The sequence below is a fragment of the Amycolatopsis sp. Poz14 genome (assembly GCF_006704225.1).
In the GTDB taxonomy this organism is placed as follows: Bacteria; Actinomycetota; Actinomycetes; order Mycobacteriales; family Pseudonocardiaceae; genus Amycolatopsis; species Amycolatopsis nivea.
Map to the genome: position 1 here is coordinate 8,031,683 of NZ_JACLHD010000001.1, position 19,199 is coordinate 8,050,881.

Consider the following 19,199-nt stretch of genomic DNA (forward strand, 5'->3'; position numbering starts at 1 on the left):
ACCCCTGCAGTGACGAGCCGGGCACGGAACTCCGCCGGGGTTCCGCACCCGGCTTGCGCGGCGTTGTGCCAGGCACGCCGCAGAATCTGACCCCTGCAGTGACGAGCCGGGCACGGACTCCGCCGGGGTTCCGCACCCGGCTTGCGCGGCGTTGTGCCAGGCACGCCGCAGAAGCGGAGAGGCCTGGACTGCTGCTGGAAGGCACAGCTCGCGAACCTCCGTCTGAGACAAAGCCTGCGATGCCACGCTGGCAACCCGCCCGGAGTCGCCGAGTTCCGCGCCGCCGCGTCGGAACCAACCCCGCCACCAGAACCCGCGAAACCTAGCCCGCAGGAAGCCCCGCTCCCCGCTCCTCCAGCACTCCCCGCAGCTCGGCGAGCACGGCGACGACCTCCGCGACCCGGTCCTCCCCCACCACCGAGCCGATCAGCAGCTCGAGCTGGTCCTGGAACGTCTTCTCCATCGCCTCGGCCAGCTCGCGTCCGGCGGGAGTCAGCTCGAGCAGCGACGACCGGCGGTCCTCCGGGTTCGGCACCCGGCGCACCCATCCGCGTGCTTCGAGCCGGTCGACGCTCTTGCTGGTCGCCCCGATCCCGACGGCGAAGTTCACCGCGAGGTCCGCGACCCGCGACTGCGGATGCCGTCCCAGGTACTGCAGGAATTCGAACTGCGACGCGCCGATGCCGTGCTCGGCCTTGAGACCGTCCGTCAGCGCGTTGTAGATCCGGGTCTCGCAGCGCACGAGATGGTCGAAGAACTGCTCGTTTGCCGAAGTACCTGCCATGGCATATAGTCTAGCATTAGATGCCTCGGCATATACTTCCACGGAATCCTGAGGGGACCCCATGAGCAGGGAACAGCGCCGCGCGGTGGACGAAAAACTGCGAAACGCACCGGAGCGGCCCGAAGCGACTTCGATCGATCAGATGCGGGCCGGGTTCGCCGCGTTCATGAGCCAGTACCCCGTGCCGGCCGAACATCGCGAGACTCCGACCACGCTCGCCGGGAGACCGGCCGTCCTCGTCGAACCTCCGGGCACGCCGCGGCCGGGCACGATCCTGTACTTCCACGGCGGATCGTTCGCGCTGGGTTCGCCGCACACCGCGATGGGGCTGACCGCGAACCTGGTCCTGCGCACCGGAATCCGCGCGCTCTCGCTGGATTACCGGCTCGCGCCCGAGCACCCGTTCCCGGCCGGGATCGAGGACTGCCTCGCCGCCTACCGCAGCCTCCTGGAAGACAACGACCCGTCCTCGATCGTCTTCGCCGGCGACTCCGCGGGCGGCGGTCTCTCCGTCACCACCACCCTCGCCGCGCGCGACGCGGGACTGCCGATGCCTGCGGGGATCGTCGCGTTCTCGGCGGGACTCGACCACACGCATTCCGGAGCGTCCGTGGCGGACAAGGAAGCCGCCGACCCCTTCTTCACCGGGGAAAGCTTGCGCAAGACCGGCAAGTTGTACCTGGCAGGCGCGGACCCGGCCCAGCCGCTCCTCGCCCCGGCGGTCCACGCCGACCTGACCGGCTTCCCGCCGATCCTGCTGCAGGTCGGCACGAACGAGGTCCTGCTGGACGACTCGGTCCGGCTGGCAAAACGCGCCCGCGAGGCGGACGTCGACGTGATCCTCGACATCACCGCCGACGTCCCGCACGTCTTCCAAACCTTCACCGACACCCTCGACGAAGCAGGGCAAGCCCTCGACCGGGCCGCCCTCTTCGTCAAGCAGCGCCTCGCCTGAAGCTCAGCGGAGCTTGTCCAGCCGGGACACCGTCTCGTCGAACCCCTGCACCAGATCCGCCATCACGTCGGCCACCGGGCGGACCCGGTCCATCCTGCCGACGATCTGGCCCACCGGCATCGACACCACCGACGGGTCCGCGGCGGCGTGGATCCGGTTGTGCGCGTGGGAAACCAGCAGGTTCTGCAACGGCATCGGCAGCGGTTCCGGCGCACCCGGCGCCGCCCAGGCCTCCGTCCAGCGGGTCTTCAGCAGGCGGGCTGGCTTGCCGGTGTAGATCCGCGTCCGGACGGTGTCCGCGGAGGTCGCCGCGACCAGTGCGTCCTGCATCGCCTCCGATTCGGGCATGGTCTGGAGGTACTCCTGCGTCGCGAGCCAGTACGAGCCCATCCACGCACCCGAAGCGCCCAGTGCCAGCGCGGCGGCGACCTGGCGGCCGGAGCCGATTCCTCCGGCTGCCAGGACCGGGGCGCGATCGCCCACGGCGTCCGCGATTTCCGGCACCAGCACCATGGTCGCGATCTCGCCGGTGTGGCCGCCTGCCTCGTGTCCTTGTGCGACAACGAGATCCACGCCGTTGTCGACGTGCCGAGCCGCGTGCGAGCCCTTGCCCGCCAGCGCTGCCACCGGGACGCCCGCGTCGTGGGCTCGGGTGATCACGTCGACCGGGGGCGAGCCCAGTGCGTTGGCGATCAGGCTGATCCGGTGGTTCAGCGCGACGTCCACATGGGACCGGGCGACCGAGTGCAGCCAGCCCAGCACCCCGGCGCGTTCGTCGGTGTCGTCGGGCAGCGGCGGGACCGCGAGGTCCTTCAGCACTTTATCGACAAATTCCCGGTGTCCCGGCGGGATCAGCTCGTTCAGGTCGGTCTGGGTGCCTTCGGACGGGATCTTCGCCGGCATCACGATGTCGACGCCGTAAGGCTTTCCGTCGGTGTTCTCGTCCATCCAGGACAGCACCGCGTCGAGTTCGGCGGCGTCGTTGAACCGGACGCAGCCCAGCACGCCCATGCCGCCCGCGCGGCTGATCGCGGCCGCGACGTGTTCCGACGGGGTGAATCCGAAAATCGGCACCTCGATGCCGAACCGGTCGCACAACGATGTGCGCATGCGCCCTCCTAGGCGGGTTCGTGTTCGGCGGCGTACCGCTGGGCCCACGGATAATCCGGTTTCCCGCTCGGCGAACGGCCGATTTCCTCGGCCAGCCACACCGTTCGCGGCACCTTGTATCCGGCGACCTCGGTCCGCACGTGCGCTTCCAGCGCCGCCAGATCAGGCCGCACGCCGGGCCGCGGCTGGACGACGGCGGCGACGCGCTGGCCGAGCCGGTCGTCCGGGATGCCGATGACCAGCGCGTCGAAAACGTCCGGATGCGATTTCAGCGCGCCCTCGACTTCTTCGGGATACACCTTTTCGCCGCCGGTGTTCACGCACTGCGATCCCCGGCCCAGCAACGTGACCGTGCCGTCTTCCTCGTAGCGCGCGTAGTCGCCGGGCACGACGTAGCGGACGCCGTCGATCTCGGTGAAGATGGTGCGGCTTTTCTCCGGGTCGCCGTAATAGCCGAGCGGGACGTGCCCGCGGCGGCCGATCAGCCCGATCGCGCCGGGCTTCGGTTCGACCAGGTTGCCGTCGTCGTCGAGCAGGATGGCGTCCTTGCCGAAGTTCACCCGCGGCCCGGCGGAATGGTCGGAATCCTTGCCCACCATGCCGATTCCGGTGAACCCGCTCTCCGACGAACCGATCGCGTCGGTGATCACGACGTTCGGCAGCATCTCGAGGAATTCCTGCTTCACCGAATGCGAGAACAGCGCCGCGTGGCTCGACACCGCGACCAGCGACGACGCGTCGTATTCGCCGGAGCGGTACGCGTCCACAAGCGGCCGCGCCATCGCGTCGCCGACGATCGTCAGCACCTGCACCTTGTGTTCCTGCACCGCGCGCCACACGTCGTGCGCGTCGAACTGCGGGACGAACACCACCGGGCTGCCGGTGAACAGCGCACCGAACGCGGCCCACTGCGCGGCCCCGTGGATCAGCGGCGCGGCGGGCAGGCGCACGAGCGAACCGGATTTGCCTTGTTCGCTGAGCGTCCATTCGTCCGGGACGTACTCGCCGGTGACGAAGTTGATGCCGCCGCCAAGCGCGCGCCAGATGTCCTCGTGCCGCCACAGCACGCCCTTGGGGTAACCGGTGGTGCCGCCGGTGTAGAGGATGTACAGGTCGTCGGCGCTGCGCTCGCCGAAGTCGCGTTCGTCCGACTCGCCCTCGAGCGCCGACTCGTACTCGACGCCCGTCTCGTACGGCGTGTCCGACCCGTCCTCGACGACTACAACGTGTTTCAGTTTTGGCGTTTCCGGCAGCACCGCCGCCACCCGGTCGGAGTAGCGCCGCTCGTGCACCAGCGCCACCAGGTCGGCATTGGTGAACAGATAGCGGAGTTCTCCGTGGACGTAGCGGTAGTTCACGTTCACCGCGATCGCGCGCAGTTTGTACGCGGCGAACATGACTTCCAGCGCCTCGATGGAGTTCCGGGAATAGACACCGATGTGGGAACCGGGTCCCACGCCGTGCGCGGACAGATGGTGCGCCAGCCGGTTCGCGCGTTTCTCCAGCTGCGCGAAGGTGACCTGGCGTCCGCCGCACACGACCGCGACGCGTTCCGGCACGGCGTCGACGGCGTGCTCGAGTAGATCCGCGATGTTGAGTGCCACGCACCCAAAGTAGAACATGTTATCGTTCTGGGCAATGACCCCGGCCAGCTGAGAAGGAGGCCCCGGTGGCCGAACCCCACGCACTCGTCAGCCTCGAAGGCCACACGCTCGTGGTGACGATGAACCGCCCGGAAGCCCGCAACGCCCTCACCGGCGAAATGCTTTCGATCATGGTCGAGGCCTGGGACCGGGTGGATTCGGACGACCAGGTGCGCAGCTGCGTCCTCACCGGCGCCGGCGGCGCGTTCTGCGCGGGCGCGGACCTGAAATCCATGTCCCGCAACGCCCCCGACAAGTCCTTCTCGAACGGCTCCTTCGACCCGAGCCGCATCGAGGGCCTGCTGAAGGGCCGCCGCCTCACCAAACCGCTCATCGCCGCAGTCGAAGGCCCGGCCATCGCGGGCGGCACGGAAATCCTGCAGGGCACGGACATCCGGGTAGCCGCGGAGAGCGCGAAATTCGGCGTCTCCGAACCCCGCTGGGGCCTGTTCCCGATGGGCGGCTCAGCCGTGCGGCTGCCCAGGCAGATCCCGTACACCGTCGCCGCCGACCTCCTCCTCACCGGCAGGCACATCACCGCCGCGGAGGCACGCGACATAGGCCTGGTAGGCCACGTCGTCCCCGACGGTCAAGCGCTGGCTCGCGCGCTGGAACTCGCTGAACTGATCAACGACAACGGCCCCCTCGCGATACGCGCGATCCTCAAGACCATCCGCGACACCGAGGGCATGCACGAGGAAGAAGCCTTCAAACTGGACGCCAAATACGGCATCGAAGTCTTCGCCTCCGCCGACGCGAAGGAAGGCCCGAGGGCCTTCACGGAAAAACGCAAGCCCGACTTCCAAGGCCGCTGACGAAGGTACGTGAGGGGACCCCTCATTGACTCTGATTCCCCCAGGGTTCCCCTCACTCGCCTCCCGCACCTCCCGCACGCCGTGAGGGACCCCTTCACGGACCGCCCGCCCCCGTACGCCGGACGCCCGCGATGCGCCCCAACGCGGCATTGGGTGCGTCAGATGCACCGAACGCCACATTGGGTGCGCAGGATGCACCCAATGCCACATTCGGTGCGTCACATGCACCCAATGCCACATTGGGGCGCTAAACCGCCACCCGCGAACCCCACCGCAACCAACCACCCAAGCCGCGCACCAACCGCAGCCGACGCACCCAACCAATCAAGGCACCCACACCCCCGCAACCCCGATACACAGCCAAAAACACGGCGCGGGGGTGCTTGTCAAGGCATCTTTCCCGCCTTGACAAGCACCCCCGCGCCGTAGTCACTGAGGTTTCCCCCGGCGGTCGGACACCGGGTTTCATGCCGCGTGGGCGTGGTGGTGACGATAGTTCAGGCGGGTTTCGTGTGGTGTGCGGTAGCCGAGGGTGGAGTGCAGCCGGTCGTGGTTGTAGTAGGCGAGGTAGGCGAAGACGGCTTCGCGTGCGTGGTGGCGGGTGGTCCAGGAGCGGGTGCCGATTTCGGTTTTGAGGGTGGCGAAGAAGGACTCGGCGGCGGCGTTGTCGTAGCAGGACCCGGTCCGGCCCATCGACGGGCGGATGCCGTGTGCGGCGAGGGTGGCGCGGAATTCCGCTGAGGCGTATTGGGTGCCGCGGTCGGAGTGGAACACCGCGCCCGCGTTGACCAGGCCGCGGTCCGCGGCGAGGGTGATCGCGTCGCAGACCAGGCCGGCGCGCATGTGCGGGGCGAGGGCGTGGCCGACGATTTCGCGGGTGTGCAGGTCGAGCACGGTCGCGAGATAAAGCCAGCCTTCCTGCGTGGGCAGGTAGGTGATGTCCCCGACCAGCCGCTGTCCCGGCGCGTCGGCGGTGAAGTCGCGGCCGATCAGATCCGGCGCGGCCGCGGCGGTGTCGGGGCGGGTCAGCGACTGCCGCCGGCGACGGGTGAATCCGGCGATCCCGCGTTCGCGCATCACCCGCTCGACGCGCTTGTGGTTGACCGCTTCGCCGCGGCGGCGCAGTTCCGCGGTGATTCTCGGACTGCCGTAAGCACCCTGGTGAGCAGCGTGGATCTCGATGATCTCCCCGGCCAGCCGGTCCTCGCCGGCGGCCCGCTGTTCGCGGGCCGGGCCGGCGGCGAGCCACTCGTAGAAACCGGGACGGCGCACATCGAGGACACGGCACAGCCGGGCGACGCCGTAGGCGCCGCGGTGTTCGGAGATGAACCGGTAGCTGCGGGTCAACGATCCATCTCCTGCGCGAAATAGGCGGCCGCTTTCCGCAGGATCTCCTTCTCTTTCTCCAGCTCCGCCACCCGCTTGCGCAGCTGCCGCAGTTCCCGCTCCGCGGCGTCGCCGCCGGTCGCGGCCGCCTGGTCGGCGCGGTCGGCGGCCCGCACCCACGTCCGCAGGGTCTCGTGATTCACCCCCAGCTCACGAGCCACCTGCGCCAACGGACGAGACGCCGACCGCGCCAACGCGACCGCGTCCCGCCGGAACTCCTCCGGATACCTCGACGAACCAGACACAACAACATCCTTCCCCAGGCCAAAGCCAAGGATCAGAGTGTCCGGCACACCGGGGGAACCTCACACAATCAGGCTGAGGGGTGGTGGGCCCCACCTAGCGACCAGCTGACGGGCGGTGAGCCCCCATCCCACGACAGGGCCGAAGGCCAGCGGCCCACCCAACGACCAGCCTCAGGGGTGATGGGCCCATCCCACGACCAAGCCGAGGGACGGCGAGCCCCCACCCCACGACCAGTCGAGGGACGGTGAGCCCCACCCCACGACCAGGCCGAAGGCCAGCGACCCACACAGCCACCAGGCCGAGGGTCGATGGGCCCATCCCACGGCCGGGCCGAGGGGCGGTGAGCCCGACCCAACGACCAGTCGAGGGGCGGCGAGCCCCCGCCGAAGCGCAGCGGACCCACCGCACGCTCCGCGTGCGAGACACCAGGCCCAGCCGCAACAACTCACCTCAAGAAACGTACAACTCCCGCAACTTCCGCTTATACAACTTCCCATTCGGATCCCGAGGCAATTCCGGCAAATAATCCACCGACCGAGGCAACTTGAACCGAGCCAGCCGAGTCTCCGCATAAGCCAGCAGCTCAGCCGTCAACTCCTCCGACCCCTCAACCCCCTCCGCGGGCTGCACCACCGCCTTGATCTCCTCCCCCCAATCCTCATGCGGCACCCCGAACACCGCGACGTCCGCGATCTTCGGATGCATCACCAACTCCCCCTCGATCTCCGCGGGATAAATGTTCACCCCGCCGGAAATGATCATGTCGGCCTTGCGGTCATGCAGGAACAAATACCCGTCCTCGTCGAGATGCCCGACGTCACCCAACGTGAACAAATCCCCGACCCGGGCCTTCTCCGTCTTGGCCTTGTCCCGGTGATACTCGAACTTCGAGTCGCCCATCTTCATGTACACCGCACCGGTCTCGCCGACCGGCACTTCTTCCCCGGCATCGTCGAGAATCCGGATCGTCGACCCCGGCCACGGCAACCCGACCGACCCGGGCTTCCGCAACCAGTCCTCGCCGGAAATCACCGTCCCGCCGCCCTCAGTCGCCGCGTAGTACTCAGTAACGACAGGGCCCCACCACTCGAGCATTTGCCGCTTCACCTCAAGCGGGCAAGGCGCGGCCCCGTGAATCATCACGCGCAGCGAACTCAGATCGTATTTCGTGCGCACGTCGTCCGGCAGGGCAAGCAACCGCCGGAACTGAGTCGGCACCATATGGCTGTGCGTGACCCGATGCCGCTCGATCAGCCGCAGCATTTCCTCGGCGTCCCAACGATCCATCAGCACCGCGGTATGCCCCAGCTGCAGCGAAATAGCCACAAAATTCAGCACCGCCGTGTGATACAGCGGCGACCCGCACAGATGCACGTGCTCGTCGAACGGCTGCAGCCCGAACACCCCGAAGAACCACGTCGAAGCAGCAGGCACCTGATCCGGATCCGCTCCGGTCAACGGCCGCTTGACTCCCTTGGGCCGTCCGGTCGTGCCCGAGGTGTAGAGCATCGGCGACCCGGCGGTCCGGTTGTCCGGCCGCCCGTCCCCGAGCCCGGCACCCAATTCCTCGACCCGGCGGAAGCCCGGCACCGAACCGACGGCGAACCGCGCCGAAGCAGGCAGTTCGGCCTCGTCAGCCGCAGCCACCGCGACGTCGGCGAACCGCTCGTGCGCCAGAAACGCCTTGGCTCCGCTGTCGGAGAGGATGTACGCGACTTCCGGTCCGACGAGATGCCAGTTCACCACCACCACGTACAGCCCGGTCTGGATCGCCGCGAAGTACGCCGCGACCAGGTCGTCGCCGTTCGGCAGCAGCAGCACTACCGCGTCGCCGACGCCGAGGCCGAGCTCGCGCAGCCCCGAGGCGTACCGGTTTGCTTTCGCCGTCAGATCGCCGTAGGAAATTTCCCGCCCGTCCGGATCCACCAGCGCCACCCGGGCGGGCTCGGCCGCGGCGATGGTCCACAGTCCCAGGTCCATAGCTCCCAAATCTAGAACGCGTTCCACATAGACACAACAGGTTCCTTGCCTCGGATTCGAGAACGTGTTTCACTCGGAGCCGTGACGGTTTCGGATGCCCCTCTGTCGGCGCCGCTCAACGTCGGCTTCGACTACACCCGTTCGACCGGCCCCGTGCTCGGCCGGTTCGTCAACGCGCTTCGCGAACGCCGGATCGAAGGCGTGCGCGGCAGCGACGGTCGCGTGCACGTGCCGCCGGTCGAGTACGACCCGGCCACCGCGGACCCGTTGACGGAGTTCGTCCCGGTCGCCGACGAAGGCACCGTCGTTTCCTGGTCCTGGTGCGCGGATCCGCTCGACGGCCAGCCGCTGTCGCGCCCGTTCGCCTGGGTGCTGGTGAAACTCGACGGCGCGGACACGAGCCTGCTCCATGCCCTCGACGCCGGCTCCCCGGACAATGTCCACATCGGACAGCGGGTGCGCGTACGGTGGGCCGACGAAACCGTCGGCCACATCCGCGACATCGCGTACTTCCTGCCCGCCGACGCGCCGGACACCACGCCCACCGAGGCCGCACCGCCGGTGGCGGAACGCGAGGAAGGCGCGCCGGTCAGCGTGATCATCACGCCGGTGCACCTGAAATACCAGCATTCCGCGTCGCCGGAGGAAAGCCGGTACCTGCGCGGTCTCGCCGAAGGCCGGATGCTCGGCCAGCGCTGCCCCGAATGCGGCAAGGTCTACATTCCGCCGCGCGGCGCGTGCCCGGTCGACGGCGTGCCGACCACCGACGAGGTGGAACTGCCCGACACCGGCATCGTCACGACGTTCTGCATCGTCAATGTGCCGTTCCTCGGCCAGCGCATCAAACCGCCGTACGTCGCGGCCTACATCCTGCTGGACGGGGCCGACATCGCCTTCCTGCACCTGGTGCTCGGCTGCGCCGCCGAGGAGGTCCGGATGGGCATGCGCGTGCGCGCCAACTGGCGGCCGCGCGAGGAATGGTGGACGTCGCTGGAGAACATCAGCCACTTCGAGCCCACCGGCGAGCCGGACGCCGAGTACGAGACCTTCGCCCACCACCTGTGAGGAACCATGCCTGAAGTAGCCGTAGCCGGTTTCGCGCAGGCGCCCAACGTCCGCAAGACCGAGGGCACCACCAACGGCGTGGAAATGCTCGTGCCGATCCTCGCCGAGGCCTTCGCCGCGACCGGACTGTCCAAACAAGACATCGGATTCTGGTGCTCCGGCTCGTCGGATTACCTTGCCGGGCGCGCGTTTTCGTTCATCGCCGCGGTCGACGCGCTGGGCGCGTTCCCGCCGATCAACGAGTCCCATGTGGAAATGGACGCCGCCTGGGCGTTGTACGAAGCCTGGCTGAAGATCCGCACCGGCGAGGTCGACACCGCGCTGGTGTACGGATTCGGCAAAGCCAGCGCCGGACAGCTCCGCCGGGTCATGGCGATGCAGCTGGACCCGTACCTCGTCACCCCGCTGTGGCCGGATTCGCTGGCGATCGCTGGGTTGCAAGCCCGGTTGGGTCTCGAAGGCGGGCTGTGGTCCGAAAAGGACTTGGCCGAAGTCGCTGCCCGCTCACGGGCGGACGCGGCGAACAACCCGGCCGCACAACTGTCCGGAACGGTGGACGTCGCCGAACTGCTCGACACCCCTTACGTCGCCGATCCCCTTCGCGCACATGACATCGCGCCGGTGACAGATGGCGCTTCGGTGATCATCCTGGCTTCGGAGGAACGAGCCCGCGACCTCGTGGAGCGGCCCGCGATCATCTCCGGGCTGGACCACCGCATCGACTCCCCCGTTCTCGGCGCGCGCGACCTCACGCGTTCCCCGTCGACCGCCGCAGCCGCGGCCCGGCTGGATCTCGACGGGGTCGAGCTGGCCGAACTGCACGCACCGTTCACGCACCAGGAACTCATCCTGCGCCGCGAACTGAGTCTTGATGACAGCGTCCGGATCAACCCGTCCGGCGGCGCGCTCACCGGCAATCCCATGTTCTCCGCCGGGCTCGCGCGCATCGGCGAGGCCGCCGCGCGCATCCACCGCGGCGAGGCGGCGAAGACGCTCGCCCACGCGACCAGCGGACCTGCCCTGCAGCAGAACCTCCTCGCCGTGCTGGAGGCACGATGACGAAACAGCTCGCCGCGGTGCTCGGGACCGGGCAGACGCACCACCGCGCGAAGCGCACCGACGTGTCGATGGCCGGTCTGCTCCGCGAAGCGATCGACCGCGCGATGGCGGACGCCCAGGTCGGCTGGGACGACATCGAGGCCGTCGTGATCGGCAAGGCGCCGGACCTGTTCGAGGGCGTCATGATGCCCGAACTGTTCCTCGCGGACTCGTTGGGCGCGAACGGGAAACCGTTGATTCGCGTGCACACCGCGGGTTCGGTCGGCGGGTCGACCGCGCTGGTCGCCACTTCGCTGATCCAGTCCGGCGTGCACCGGCGCGTGCTGACGGTGGCGTTCGAGAAGCAGTCCGAATCGAACGCGATGTGGGGCCTGTCGATCCTGCCGCCGTTCCAGATGCCGGTCGGCGCTGGCGCTGGTGGCTATTTCGCGCCACACGTGCGGTCGTATATTCGTCGTTCTGGTGCGCCCGAGCACATTGGGGCGATCGTGGCGGCGAAGGATCGGCGCAATGGCGCGCTGAATCCGTTCGCGCACTTGCAACAGTCCGACATCACGGTCGAGTCGGTGCAGGCGTCGCAGATGCTGTGGGACCCGATCCGGTACGACGAAACGTGTCCGTCCTCCGACGGCGCCTGTGCGATGGTGCTCGGCGACGAAGCCGCCGGCGACGCGGTGCCGGGCGGCGCGGCGTGGATCCATTCGACGGCGATGCGGACCGAGCCCACGACGTTCGCCGGACGCGATCAGGTCAGCCCGCAAGCCGGTCGCGACGCGGCCGCCGCGTTGTGGCGCGACGCGGGCATCAAGGACCCACTGTCCGAAGTGGACGTCGCGGAGATCTACGTGCCGTTCTCCTGGTTCGAGCCGATGTGGCTGGAAAACCTCGGCTTCGCCGCCGAGGGCGAGGGCTGGAAGATCACCGAAGCAGGCGACACCGCGATCGGCGGACGGCTGCCAGTGAACCCGTCCGGCGGCGTGCTGTCGTCGAATCCCATTGGCGCGTCCGGGATGCTGCGGTTCTCCGAGGCGGCCAAGCAGGTGATGGGCCGCGCTGGCGACTACCAGGTGGATGGCGCCCGGATCGCGATGGGGCACGCCTACGGCGGCGGCTCGCAGTACTTCAGCATGTGGGTCGTCGGCTCGGAAAAGCCCTAGTCTCTCCGCCGCCCCCGCAAGGCGAACAACGTCCCCAGCGCCCCGACCACCGCGCCCAGCACGGCCGCCTTCGCGCTGTCCTGCTTGGGCGCGATGATCGGGCGCAGCTGCGTCGCCGCCGGGGGCTGGATCGGTTTGCGCGGAGCGTCGCGGGCGGTGGCGGTCCAGGCGGTGATGTACACGAGCATCCGCGCGATCAGCGAGATGAAGAACAGCAGACCGATCACCGAACCGAACGCCACGCCGGACGGCGACTTGCTGATCAAGTTCAGGTAGAACCCGCCGGCAAGTTTGAGCAGCTCGAATCCGATCGCCGCGGCGACCGCGCCGCGCATCGCGCTGCGCCATCCGACCCGCTCGCGCGGCAACCGGGTGAGCACCCACAGGAACACCATCCAGTCCGCGAGCAGCGCCAGCGGCACCGACACGAACGACAGCAGGTTGTGTCCCCAGCTCGTGTCCTCGACCCCGACCAGCCCGAGCAGGGAACGGCCGACCGCGGTGCCGGACACCGAGATCCCGAACGACACCAGCAGCGCCGCGGCGAGCCCGAGCAACGCCAGGATGTCCATGAGGATCGTGCGCAGCAGCGGCCCGTCGGACCGGTTCTGGCCGTACATCGCGGTGAGCGCGTCCCGCAGCGCGTTCATCCAGTTCCAGCCGGAGTACAGCCCGACCACGAGACCGGCGACCCCGACGCCGGTGCGCTGCTCCACGAACCCGGTCAGGATCGACGACACCTGGGTGCCGATCGGGCCGGGCAGCGATCCGGAAATGCCGCGCACCAGCGCGTCCAGCAGATGCGGCTGCGTCGCGAGCACGAACCCGGCCGCCGACGAGGACAGCATGAGGATCGGCACCAGCGAGAGCAGGCTGAAGTAGGTGATCGACGCGACGTAGTGGTAGCCGCCGTAGTCGATGTACCGGTTGGTGGCGCGCGCGATGTGGTCCAGCCATCGGTACCGGGCACGCGCGCGGGCCCACTTGCTCGGCCCGGGGGTCCTGCGGGAACGCTTCACCGTCACTGTTTACCCAGCGGACGCGCTGTTTGTCGCAAAAGACACGCATTCAGGCCAGTACGACCGGGGCGTGCCCGTCGTCACGCGGCAGCGGCTCGTCGGTCGTGGCGAAGACGGTCGCGCCGAGGAAGTCGAGTTCGCAGCCCAGCGTCGCGAGGAACGGGGTGTCGGCGGCGTCGCGTCCGGTCGCGATGCGGAGCATGGTCTGGCGCGGGGCCAACCGGGTGGCGTCGAAGACGTACCAGCGGCCGTCGATGCCTGCTTCGAAGACTGCGTGGAAGTCCATCGGCTGCAAACCCGGCGCGTAGACCGAGGTGTAGCGCGCGGGTACGTCGACGAGTCGGCACAGCGCGACGCATACGTGCGCGAAGTCGCGACAGACGCCTTCGCCGGCGAGGAGCGTGTCGATGGCGTCGTGGGTGGGGCCGCCGGAACCGACGGCGTACACGAGCCTGCGGTGTACGTGGTCGACGATCGCCTGCACTCGTGCCCGCGCGCCGTCCAGTTCTCCGATGCCCGGCGGCAGCAGTCCGCCCATCCGGTCGGACGGGCAGTACCGGCTGGGCCGGGTGTACCGCGCGATGTCGGCGAGCGTGACGGGTTCGGCGTTGCCGCGGTGCAGCACGCGTTCGCCGTGATAGGCGACGCGATGCTCGCCCTCGGCGAGGTCGTACACCTCCGCGCGCGTGCCGTGTTCGAACTCGGCGGTGCGCGCGGAACCGGCGTCGGACACGGTGAGTTCGCCGGCGTCCGCGCGCACGGCGGCGACCGAGATCGCGGCGAGACCGGGTTTCGTCACCCGGACGCCGAATTCCGCGTCTACCGTCGTGCGCACGGGGCCATCATGCCGGTGCGCCGCGCTCCTTGCCGGTCAGGTCGTGTCCCCGGGCGTTTCGCCTGCTCAGGCGTAGCGGACCTGGTAGTGCTTGATCCCGTTGAGCCAGCTGGAACGCAGCCGCTCGGGAGCGGACACCTCGGCGATGTTCGGCATGACCTCGGCGATCGCGTTGAAGATCAGGTCGATCTCCAGCCGCGCCAGGTTCGCGCCGATGCAGTAGTGCGATCCGGTGCCGCCGAAGCCGACGTGCTGGTTGTCCTCGCGCAGGATGTCGAATTTGCCGGGCTCGTCGAAGACCTCGGGGTCGAAGTTGGCCGAGCTGTAGAACATCCCGACGCGGTCGCCCTTGCGGATCTGCGCGCCGCCCAGTTCGGTGTCGCGGGTCGCGGTGCGCTGGAACGCGACGACCGGCGTCGCCCAGCGGACGATCTCGTCCGGCGCGGTCTTCGGGCGCTGCTCCTTGAAGACGTCCCACTGGTCCGGGTGGTCCAGGAACGCCTTCATGCCGTGCGTGATCGCGTTGCGGGTGGTCTCGTTGCCCGCGACGGCCAGCAGGATCACGAAGAAGCCGAACTCGTCGGAGCCGAGCGATTCGCCGTCGACGTCGGCCTGGACGAGCTTCGTGACGATGTCGTCCATCGGGCAGCGGCGGCGGTCCTCGGCCATGTTCCAGGCGTAGCCGACGAGTTCCGCCGACGCGGCGATCGGCTCGAGGTCGTATTCCGGGTCGTCGTAGGCGATCATCTGGTTGGACCAGTCGAAGATCTTGAGCCGGTCCTCCTGCGGCACGCCGATCAGCTCGGCGATCGCCTGCAGCGGCAGCTCGCACGCGACGTCGGTGACGAAGTCGCCGGAGCCCTTCTTCTTGGCCTCGTGCACGATCCGCTCGGCGCGGTCGCGCAGGGTGTCCTCGAGCTTCGCGATCGAGCGCGGGGTGAACCCCTTCGACACGATGCGGCGGAGCTTGGTGTGCTGCGGCGCGTCCATGTTCAGCAGGACGAGCCGGTTCGCGTCGAGGCCCTCGGCGGTCATCTGGTCGTCGAACCGGATGATCGCGGTCTTTTCCCTCGACGAGTAGAGCTCGCTGTCGCGCGAGACCGCCTTGACGTCGGCGTGTCGCGTGACGACCCAGTAGCCGTCGTCGCCGAATCCGGCGGTGTTGTGCGGCTGCGGGTTCCACCAGACGGGCGCCGTGCGGCGGAGTTCGGCGAACTCCTCCAGGGGCAGCCGGCTGGCGTAGAGGTCCGGATCGGTGAAGTCGAAACCGGCGGGCAAAAGCGGGGCTGCCACGGCTTGGCCTCCTGCGCGGGATCGGCGGTGATACCCAACTGCAACGCGTTCTATGACCCCAGTAGAGCATACGGTGTTAACCAACGGAACCCGCTTGAGTGAAACCTGTTTACTTTACCGTTCCAGAAGCTGTTGGCGCAGGTGAGCGCTCGCTCATCGGTTCGTGATCGACTTCCGCGCTGTCGTGCGCTCGCTTGTCATTAACAGGAACGTGTTCTAGTTTTGCGAGGTACAGGGCTTCCGGAAGGGGACACTCGTGGGCGAACCGGTGATCGTGGCCGCGGCACGCACGCCGATCGGCAAGCGCGGCGGGTGGCTGTCCGGCCTGCACGCGGCCGAACTGCTGGGCGCGGCGGTGCGCGGGGTGGTCGAACGGGCGGGCATCGATCCGGCCGAGGTGGAGCAGGTGATCGGCGGAGCGGTCACGCAGGCGGGCGAGCAGTGCGGCAACCTGACCCGCACCGCGTGGCTGCACGCGGGCCTGCCGGAATCGACCGGGGCCACGACGATCGACGCGCAATGCGGTTCGGCGCAGCAGGCCGCGCATCTGGTCGCCGGCTTGATCGCGGCGGACGCGATCAGCGTCGGCGTGGCGTGCGGTGCGGAAGCGATGAGCCGGGTGCCGCTCGGCGCGAACCGCGGCGAGGGCGTCGGCTCCCCCAAACCGGACGCGTGGTCGATCGACATGCCGGACCAATACGGTGCGGCGGAACGGATCGCGATCCGGCGAGGCATCACGCGCGAGGACGTCGACGCGTTCGGAGTGCGGTCGCAGGCCAACGCCGCCGCCGCGTGGTCGGCCGGGCATTTCTCGCGGGAAATCGTGCCGGTCACGACGGAAGCCGGTGTGGTGGACCGGGATCAGGGCCTGCGAGAGACCACAATGGACGGTCTGGCGCGGTTGAAGCCTGTGGTGCCGGACGGAATCCACACGGCGGGCTCGTCGTCCCAAATCTCCGACGGCGCCGCGGCGGTGCTGATCATGGACGCGTCGCTGGCCCGTTCGCTGGGCCTGCACCCGCGCGCCCGGATCCGGCGGCAGGCATTGGTCGGCGCGGAACCGTACTACCACCTGGACGGCCCGGTGCAAGCGACGACGCGGGTCCTCGAGGCGGCCGGCATGAAGATCGGCGACGTGGACCTGTTCGAGGTGAACGAGGCCTTCGCGTCGGTCGTGCTTTCGTGGCAGCGCATGCACAATCCGGACGAGACGCGAGTGAACGTCAACGGCGGAGCGATCGCACTGGGACACCCGGTGGGCAGCACCGGCGCGCGACTGCTGACGACCGCCCTGCACGAACTGGAACGCCGCGACGCGACGACGGCGCTGGTGTCGATGTGCGCGGGCGGGGCGATGGCTACGGCGACGATTCTGGAGCGGATCTGAGCTGGACGGGCAGGGCCGCTGCGACGGATTGGGGCTGAGCTGGCGGAGCAGCGGCCTTGCGACGGATTGGGGCCGGAGCTGAGCTGGCGGAGCGGTGCCTCCGCGGCAAACCCGAAGCCCAGCCGGGCCAACAGGACACCGCCGCTGCGACAAACCCGAAGCGCCGAGCACCGTGGCCGCGACGAACCGGAAGCACGGCCGAGCCAGCAGAGCACCGCCCGCCGCCACAATCCGGAACCCCCACCGAACCAGCAAAGCACCGCCCGCCGGAACAAACCGGAAGCGCAACCGAGCCCACAGAACACCACCCGCCGCCACAATCCGGAAGCGCAACTGTGCCAGCACAGCACCGCTGGCCGCGACAAACCGGAAGGGCAGCCGAACCAACAGAACACCACCCGCCGCGACAAACCGGAAGCGCAGCTGTGCCAGCGGAGCGCCGCGGCCGCGACGAACTGGAAGCGGAGCTGAGCAGGCAGCCCGGGCCCGGTCGGGTCCGGGCTCGCTTCTTGCCGCGCTGGCACAATTCAGCTGCGGCAAGGCAACTCTCACCCGGGACGCGGCGGAAAAGGGGCGTGCGATGCCACGGCTCTAGAGCGCCAGCGACCGAAACTTCCGCCGCCGGTGCGGTGGCGGTTAAGGCCGGTCGTCAGTCCAGAAGCAGAACGGATGCCCAACCGGATCCAGCAGCACGCGCACGTGCTGTTGCGGCTGAAACTCGGCCATCCGAGCCCCGGCCGCGACCGCCTTCGTGACTGCGGCTTCCAGCGCGGCGCGTCCGTCGACCTCGAAGTCGAGGTGCAGTTGCATCTGCTGCTTCCCCGCGTCGACAGGCCACACTGGCGGCACGTACTGCGTCTCCAGCTGAAACGACAGACCAGCCCCACCGCCGGAAGGACGCAACGTGACCCACTCCGGTTCGTCGGCGCCGATCGGCCATCCGAGCAGTTCCCGGTAGAACTCGGCCAGCGCTCGGGGGTCGGGCGCGTCGAGGACGGTGGACGTGAGTTTCATCAGCCCAGGCTAGGGCTCCGCGGGGTCCGCTCCACGCTCCTCAACCGTTCTCCTCCCCCGTCAACCCCAGCTCCGTCCGGACCGCGGGACCGTTGTCCGGCCTCGCGAAGCGCACCCAGCTCCCGGGGTGCCACGATTCGATCCACAGCGTGTTGTCCTCCACCCACGTGACCACGGCCTCCCGCAGATCCAGCCGGAACAGGTGGCTCTCCTGTCCCTCCTGGATGCGCGCGACCTCCGCCGGATCGGTGATCTCCACCGCGTGGCCGGCGATTTTCGCGTCCCCGCCTTCCTCGATGCCGGGGTAGGCGTGCAGGGCGAAGCGGCCGTCGCGCTGGAGGTCGCGGGCCTTGCGGGCGTCGAGCATCGACCCGATGTACGCCTCGCCGTCGCGGAAGTCGATCTCCGAACCGCTCACTCGCGGCGAACCGTCGCTGCGCAGGGTGGCCAAGACGTGCGAATCCGCGGCGGCGAAGCGGGCTCGTACGCGCGAGGCCAATGCCGGGGCGGCGGCACTGAACTCATCCCAACTCGTCATTCCCGGAGTCTCGCACCCCCCACCGACAAAAACCGGCGTCCCGGAAGCGATCAGGTGACCCGGGTTGTGCTTGACTCTCGGCATGATCGCGGAAGATGCGGAGACTGCCGAGCATCGCTGTCCGGTCGAGGGCGGCGAGCTGGCCGTCCGCACGACCGGCGAGGGACCGCGGCTGCTGCTGGTCCCCGGCGGGACCGGTGCGGCGGACTCGTTCCGGGCGCTGGTCAAGCTTTTGCGCACGGACTTCACCGTGATCACCTACGACCGGCGCGGCCATTTCGCCAGCACGGACACCACCACCGGGCCCGTTCCGGTGGCGCTGCAGGCGGACGACGCGCTCGCGGTGCTCGACCACGTCGGCGGGAGCGGGCCGGTGTCGATGTTCGGGACCAGTGCCGGTGCGTTGATCGGGCTGGACCTCGTCGCGCGGTATCCGGACCGGGTCGCCGTGTTCGTCGCGCACGAACCGCCCGCGATCCAGTTGATGCCGGACGCCGAGGGGATTCTCGAGGCCGCCGCGGCGCAGGTCCGGCTGGCCCGTTCGGGTGATCTGATGGGCGCGGTCACGCGGTTCGCGGACGGGATCGCCGGCGCCGCGCTGCCCGACCTGCCGCATCTGCGGCTGCCGAACGAGGGCGACTGGCTCCGGCTGTTCGACCGCGAGCTGACCGAGTTCTTCGACTACCTGCCGGACTTGCGCGCACTCCGCCGGACGAACACCGAGATCGTGCCGGTCGCCGGGGAGGGCAGCCGCGGCTGGTACCACTACCAGCCCGCCAAAATCCTCGCGCTCGAACTCGGGCTGCCGTTCACCGAGACGCCGGGCGCGCACCTGGCGCCGCAGCGCAATCCGGCGAAGTTCGCGGCCGCGTTGAAGGATCTCCTCGCCAACGTCTGAAAGCCGTGAGGGGGT

Annotated in this window: 17 protein-coding genes; 7 read left to right on the forward strand and 10 right to left on the reverse strand. The window is 68.8% G+C overall.

Going from position 1 to position 19,199, the window contains the following annotated elements:
* Positions 1-322 precede the first annotated feature (322 nt).
* Positions 323-784: a MarR family winged helix-turn-helix transcriptional regulator gene (locus FKO37_RS37235; protein ID WP_134668182.1), complete on the reverse strand. Its 462-nt coding sequence runs from the start codon at positions 782-784 to the stop codon at positions 323-325.
* 61 nt (positions 785-845) lie between these two features.
* On the opposite strand from FKO37_RS37235, the gene FKO37_RS37240 reads away from it, so the two are divergent.
* Positions 846-1,739 carry an alpha/beta hydrolase gene (locus tag FKO37_RS37240; RefSeq protein WP_238607538.1) on the forward strand — a complete coding sequence of 298 codons (894 nt, stop codon included), beginning with the start codon at positions 846-848 and terminating at the stop codon, positions 1,737-1,739.
* 3 nt (positions 1,740-1,742) lie between these two features.
* On the opposite strand, the gene FKO37_RS37245 is transcribed toward FKO37_RS37240, so the two are convergent.
* On the reverse strand, positions 1,743-2,849 hold the full coding sequence (locus tag FKO37_RS37245; protein WP_238607539.1) for a nitronate monooxygenase family protein: 1,107 nt from the start codon (positions 2,847-2,849) through the stop codon (positions 1,743-1,745).
* Between the two features lie 8 nt (positions 2,850-2,857).
* Entirely contained in the window at positions 2,858-4,453 is a 1,596-nt protein-coding gene (locus FKO37_RS37250; protein ID WP_238607540.1) for an acyl-CoA synthetase, read from the reverse strand.
* Positions 4,454-4,518: 65 nt separating this feature from the next.
* Between FKO37_RS37250 and FKO37_RS37255 the strand changes: the two genes are divergently transcribed.
* Positions 4,519-5,307 carry a crotonase/enoyl-CoA hydratase family protein gene (locus FKO37_RS37255; protein WP_238607541.1) on the forward strand — a complete coding sequence of 263 codons (789 nt, stop codon included), beginning with the start codon at positions 4,519-4,521 and terminating at the stop codon, positions 5,305-5,307.
* A gap of 465 nt (positions 5,308-5,772) precedes the next feature.
* Here FKO37_RS37255 and FKO37_RS37260 read toward each other — a convergent pair.
* Both FKO37_RS37260 and FKO37_RS37270 read right to left on the reverse strand, forming a co-directional pair.
* Positions 5,773-6,938, reverse strand: a protein-coding gene (locus FKO37_RS37260) for an IS3 family transposase (protein WP_374204288.1) whose coding sequence is annotated in 2 segments (ribosomal slippage) — positions 5,773-6,669 and positions 6,672-6,938 — 1,164 coding nt in all. Because the reading frame shifts where the segments join, the coding sequence is not laid out codon by codon here.
* Positions 6,939-7,389: 451 nt separating this feature from the next.
* Entirely contained in the window at positions 7,390-8,919 is a 1,530-nt protein-coding gene (locus FKO37_RS37270) for an acyl-CoA synthetase (RefSeq protein ID WP_238607542.1), read from the reverse strand.
* An 81-nt stretch (positions 8,920-9,000) separates the two neighbouring features.
* Between FKO37_RS37270 and FKO37_RS37275 the strand changes: the two genes are divergently transcribed.
* Genes FKO37_RS37275 through FKO37_RS37285 form a run of 3 tightly spaced genes read left to right on the forward strand, consistent with a single transcriptional unit; the run spans position 9,001 to position 12,200 of the window.
* On the forward strand, positions 9,001-9,984 hold the full coding sequence (locus FKO37_RS37275) for a Zn-ribbon domain-containing OB-fold protein (protein ID WP_037809997.1): 984 nt from the start codon (positions 9,001-9,003) through the stop codon (positions 9,982-9,984).
* A gap of 6 nt (positions 9,985-9,990) precedes the next feature.
* Positions 9,991-11,043 (forward strand): thiolase domain-containing protein, encoded by a 1,053-nt coding sequence (locus FKO37_RS37280; protein WP_238607543.1) that lies wholly within the window; start codon positions 9,991-9,993, stop codon positions 11,041-11,043.
* Positions 11,040-12,200 carry a thiolase domain-containing protein gene (locus FKO37_RS37285; RefSeq protein WP_134731192.1) on the forward strand — a complete coding sequence of 387 codons (1,161 nt, stop codon included), beginning with the start codon at positions 11,040-11,042 and terminating at the stop codon, positions 12,198-12,200. Before FKO37_RS37280 ends, FKO37_RS37285 begins: the two co-directional genes overlap by 4 nt.
* Here the strand turns inward: FKO37_RS37285 and FKO37_RS37290 are convergent.
* The 3 genes from FKO37_RS37290 to FKO37_RS37300 all read right to left on the reverse strand — a co-directional run bounded on the left by FKO37_RS37290 (position 12,197) and on the right by FKO37_RS37300 (position 15,347).
* Entirely contained in the window at positions 12,197-13,225 is a 1,029-nt protein-coding gene (locus FKO37_RS37290; protein WP_134668190.1) for a YhjD/YihY/BrkB family envelope integrity protein, read from the reverse strand. The genes FKO37_RS37285 and FKO37_RS37290 overlap by 4 nt on opposite strands.
* A 43-nt stretch (positions 13,226-13,268) precedes the next feature.
* Positions 13,269-14,054 carry a transglutaminase family protein gene (locus FKO37_RS37295; RefSeq protein ID WP_037809991.1) on the reverse strand — a complete coding sequence of 262 codons (786 nt, stop codon included), beginning with the start codon at positions 14,052-14,054 and terminating at the stop codon, positions 13,269-13,271.
* Between the two features lie 66 nt (positions 14,055-14,120).
* Entirely contained in the window at positions 14,121-15,347 is a 1,227-nt protein-coding gene (locus FKO37_RS37300; protein ID WP_037809990.1) for a cytochrome P450, read from the reverse strand.
* A 256-nt stretch (positions 15,348-15,603) separates the two neighbouring features.
* On the opposite strand from FKO37_RS37300, the gene FKO37_RS37305 reads away from it, so the two are divergent.
* Positions 15,604-16,734, forward strand: coding sequence for a steroid 3-ketoacyl-CoA thiolase (locus FKO37_RS37305; RefSeq protein ID WP_238607544.1), 1,131 nt, complete (start codon positions 15,604-15,606; stop codon positions 16,732-16,734).
* Between the two features lie 636 nt (positions 16,735-17,370).
* Here FKO37_RS37305 and FKO37_RS37310 read toward each other — a convergent pair.
* Positions 17,371-17,748, reverse strand: a complete 378-nt coding sequence (locus FKO37_RS37310; protein ID WP_134668192.1) for a VOC family protein — start codon at positions 17,746-17,748, stop codon at positions 17,371-17,373.
* 40 nt (positions 17,749-17,788) lie between these two features.
* Complete coding sequence (locus FKO37_RS37315) at positions 17,789-18,286, reverse strand: pyridoxamine 5'-phosphate oxidase family protein (RefSeq protein ID WP_037809986.1); 498 nt, start codon at positions 18,284-18,286, stop codon at positions 17,789-17,791.
* Between the two features lie 82 nt (positions 18,287-18,368).
* On the opposite strand from FKO37_RS37315, the gene FKO37_RS37320 reads away from it, so the two are divergent.
* Positions 18,369-19,184 carry an alpha/beta fold hydrolase gene (locus FKO37_RS37320; protein WP_037810129.1) on the forward strand — a complete coding sequence of 272 codons (816 nt, stop codon included), beginning with the start codon at positions 18,369-18,371 and terminating at the stop codon, positions 19,182-19,184.
* Positions 19,185-19,199 lie beyond the last annotated feature (15 nt).

What these genes read in the sequence shown, in the direction of transcription:
- FKO37_RS37235 (WP_134668182.1), bottom strand. Translation starts at nt 784, where the DNA reads ATGGCAGGTACTTCGGCAAACGAGCAGTTCTTCGACCATCTCGTGCGC.
- FKO37_RS37240 (WP_238607538.1), top strand. Translation starts at nt 846, where the DNA reads ATGAGCAGGGAACAGCGCCGCGCGGTGGACGAAAAACTGCGAAACGCA.
- FKO37_RS37245 (WP_238607539.1), bottom strand. Translation starts at nt 2,849, where the DNA reads ATGCGCACATCGTTGTGCGACCGGTTCGGCATCGAGGTGCCGATTTTC.
- FKO37_RS37285 (WP_134731192.1), top strand. Translation starts at nt 11,040, where the DNA reads ATGACGAAACAGCTCGCCGCGGTGCTCGGGACCGGGCAGACGCACCAC.
- FKO37_RS37270 (WP_238607542.1), bottom strand. Translation starts at nt 8,919, where the DNA reads ATGGACCTGGGACTGTGGACCATCGCCGCGGCCGAGCCCGCCCGGGTG.
- FKO37_RS37315 (WP_037809986.1), bottom strand. Translation starts at nt 18,286, where the DNA reads ATGACGAGTTGGGATGAGTTCAGTGCCGCCGCCCCGGCATTGGCCTCG.
- FKO37_RS37320 (WP_037810129.1), top strand. Translation starts at nt 18,369, where the DNA reads ATGATCGCGGAAGATGCGGAGACTGCCGAGCATCGCTGTCCGGTCGAG.
- FKO37_RS37280 (WP_238607543.1), top strand. Translation starts at nt 9,991, where the DNA reads ATGCCTGAAGTAGCCGTAGCCGGTTTCGCGCAGGCGCCCAACGTCCGC.
- FKO37_RS37310 (WP_134668192.1), bottom strand. Translation starts at nt 17,748, where the DNA reads ATGAAACTCACGTCCACCGTCCTCGACGCGCCCGACCCCCGAGCGCTG.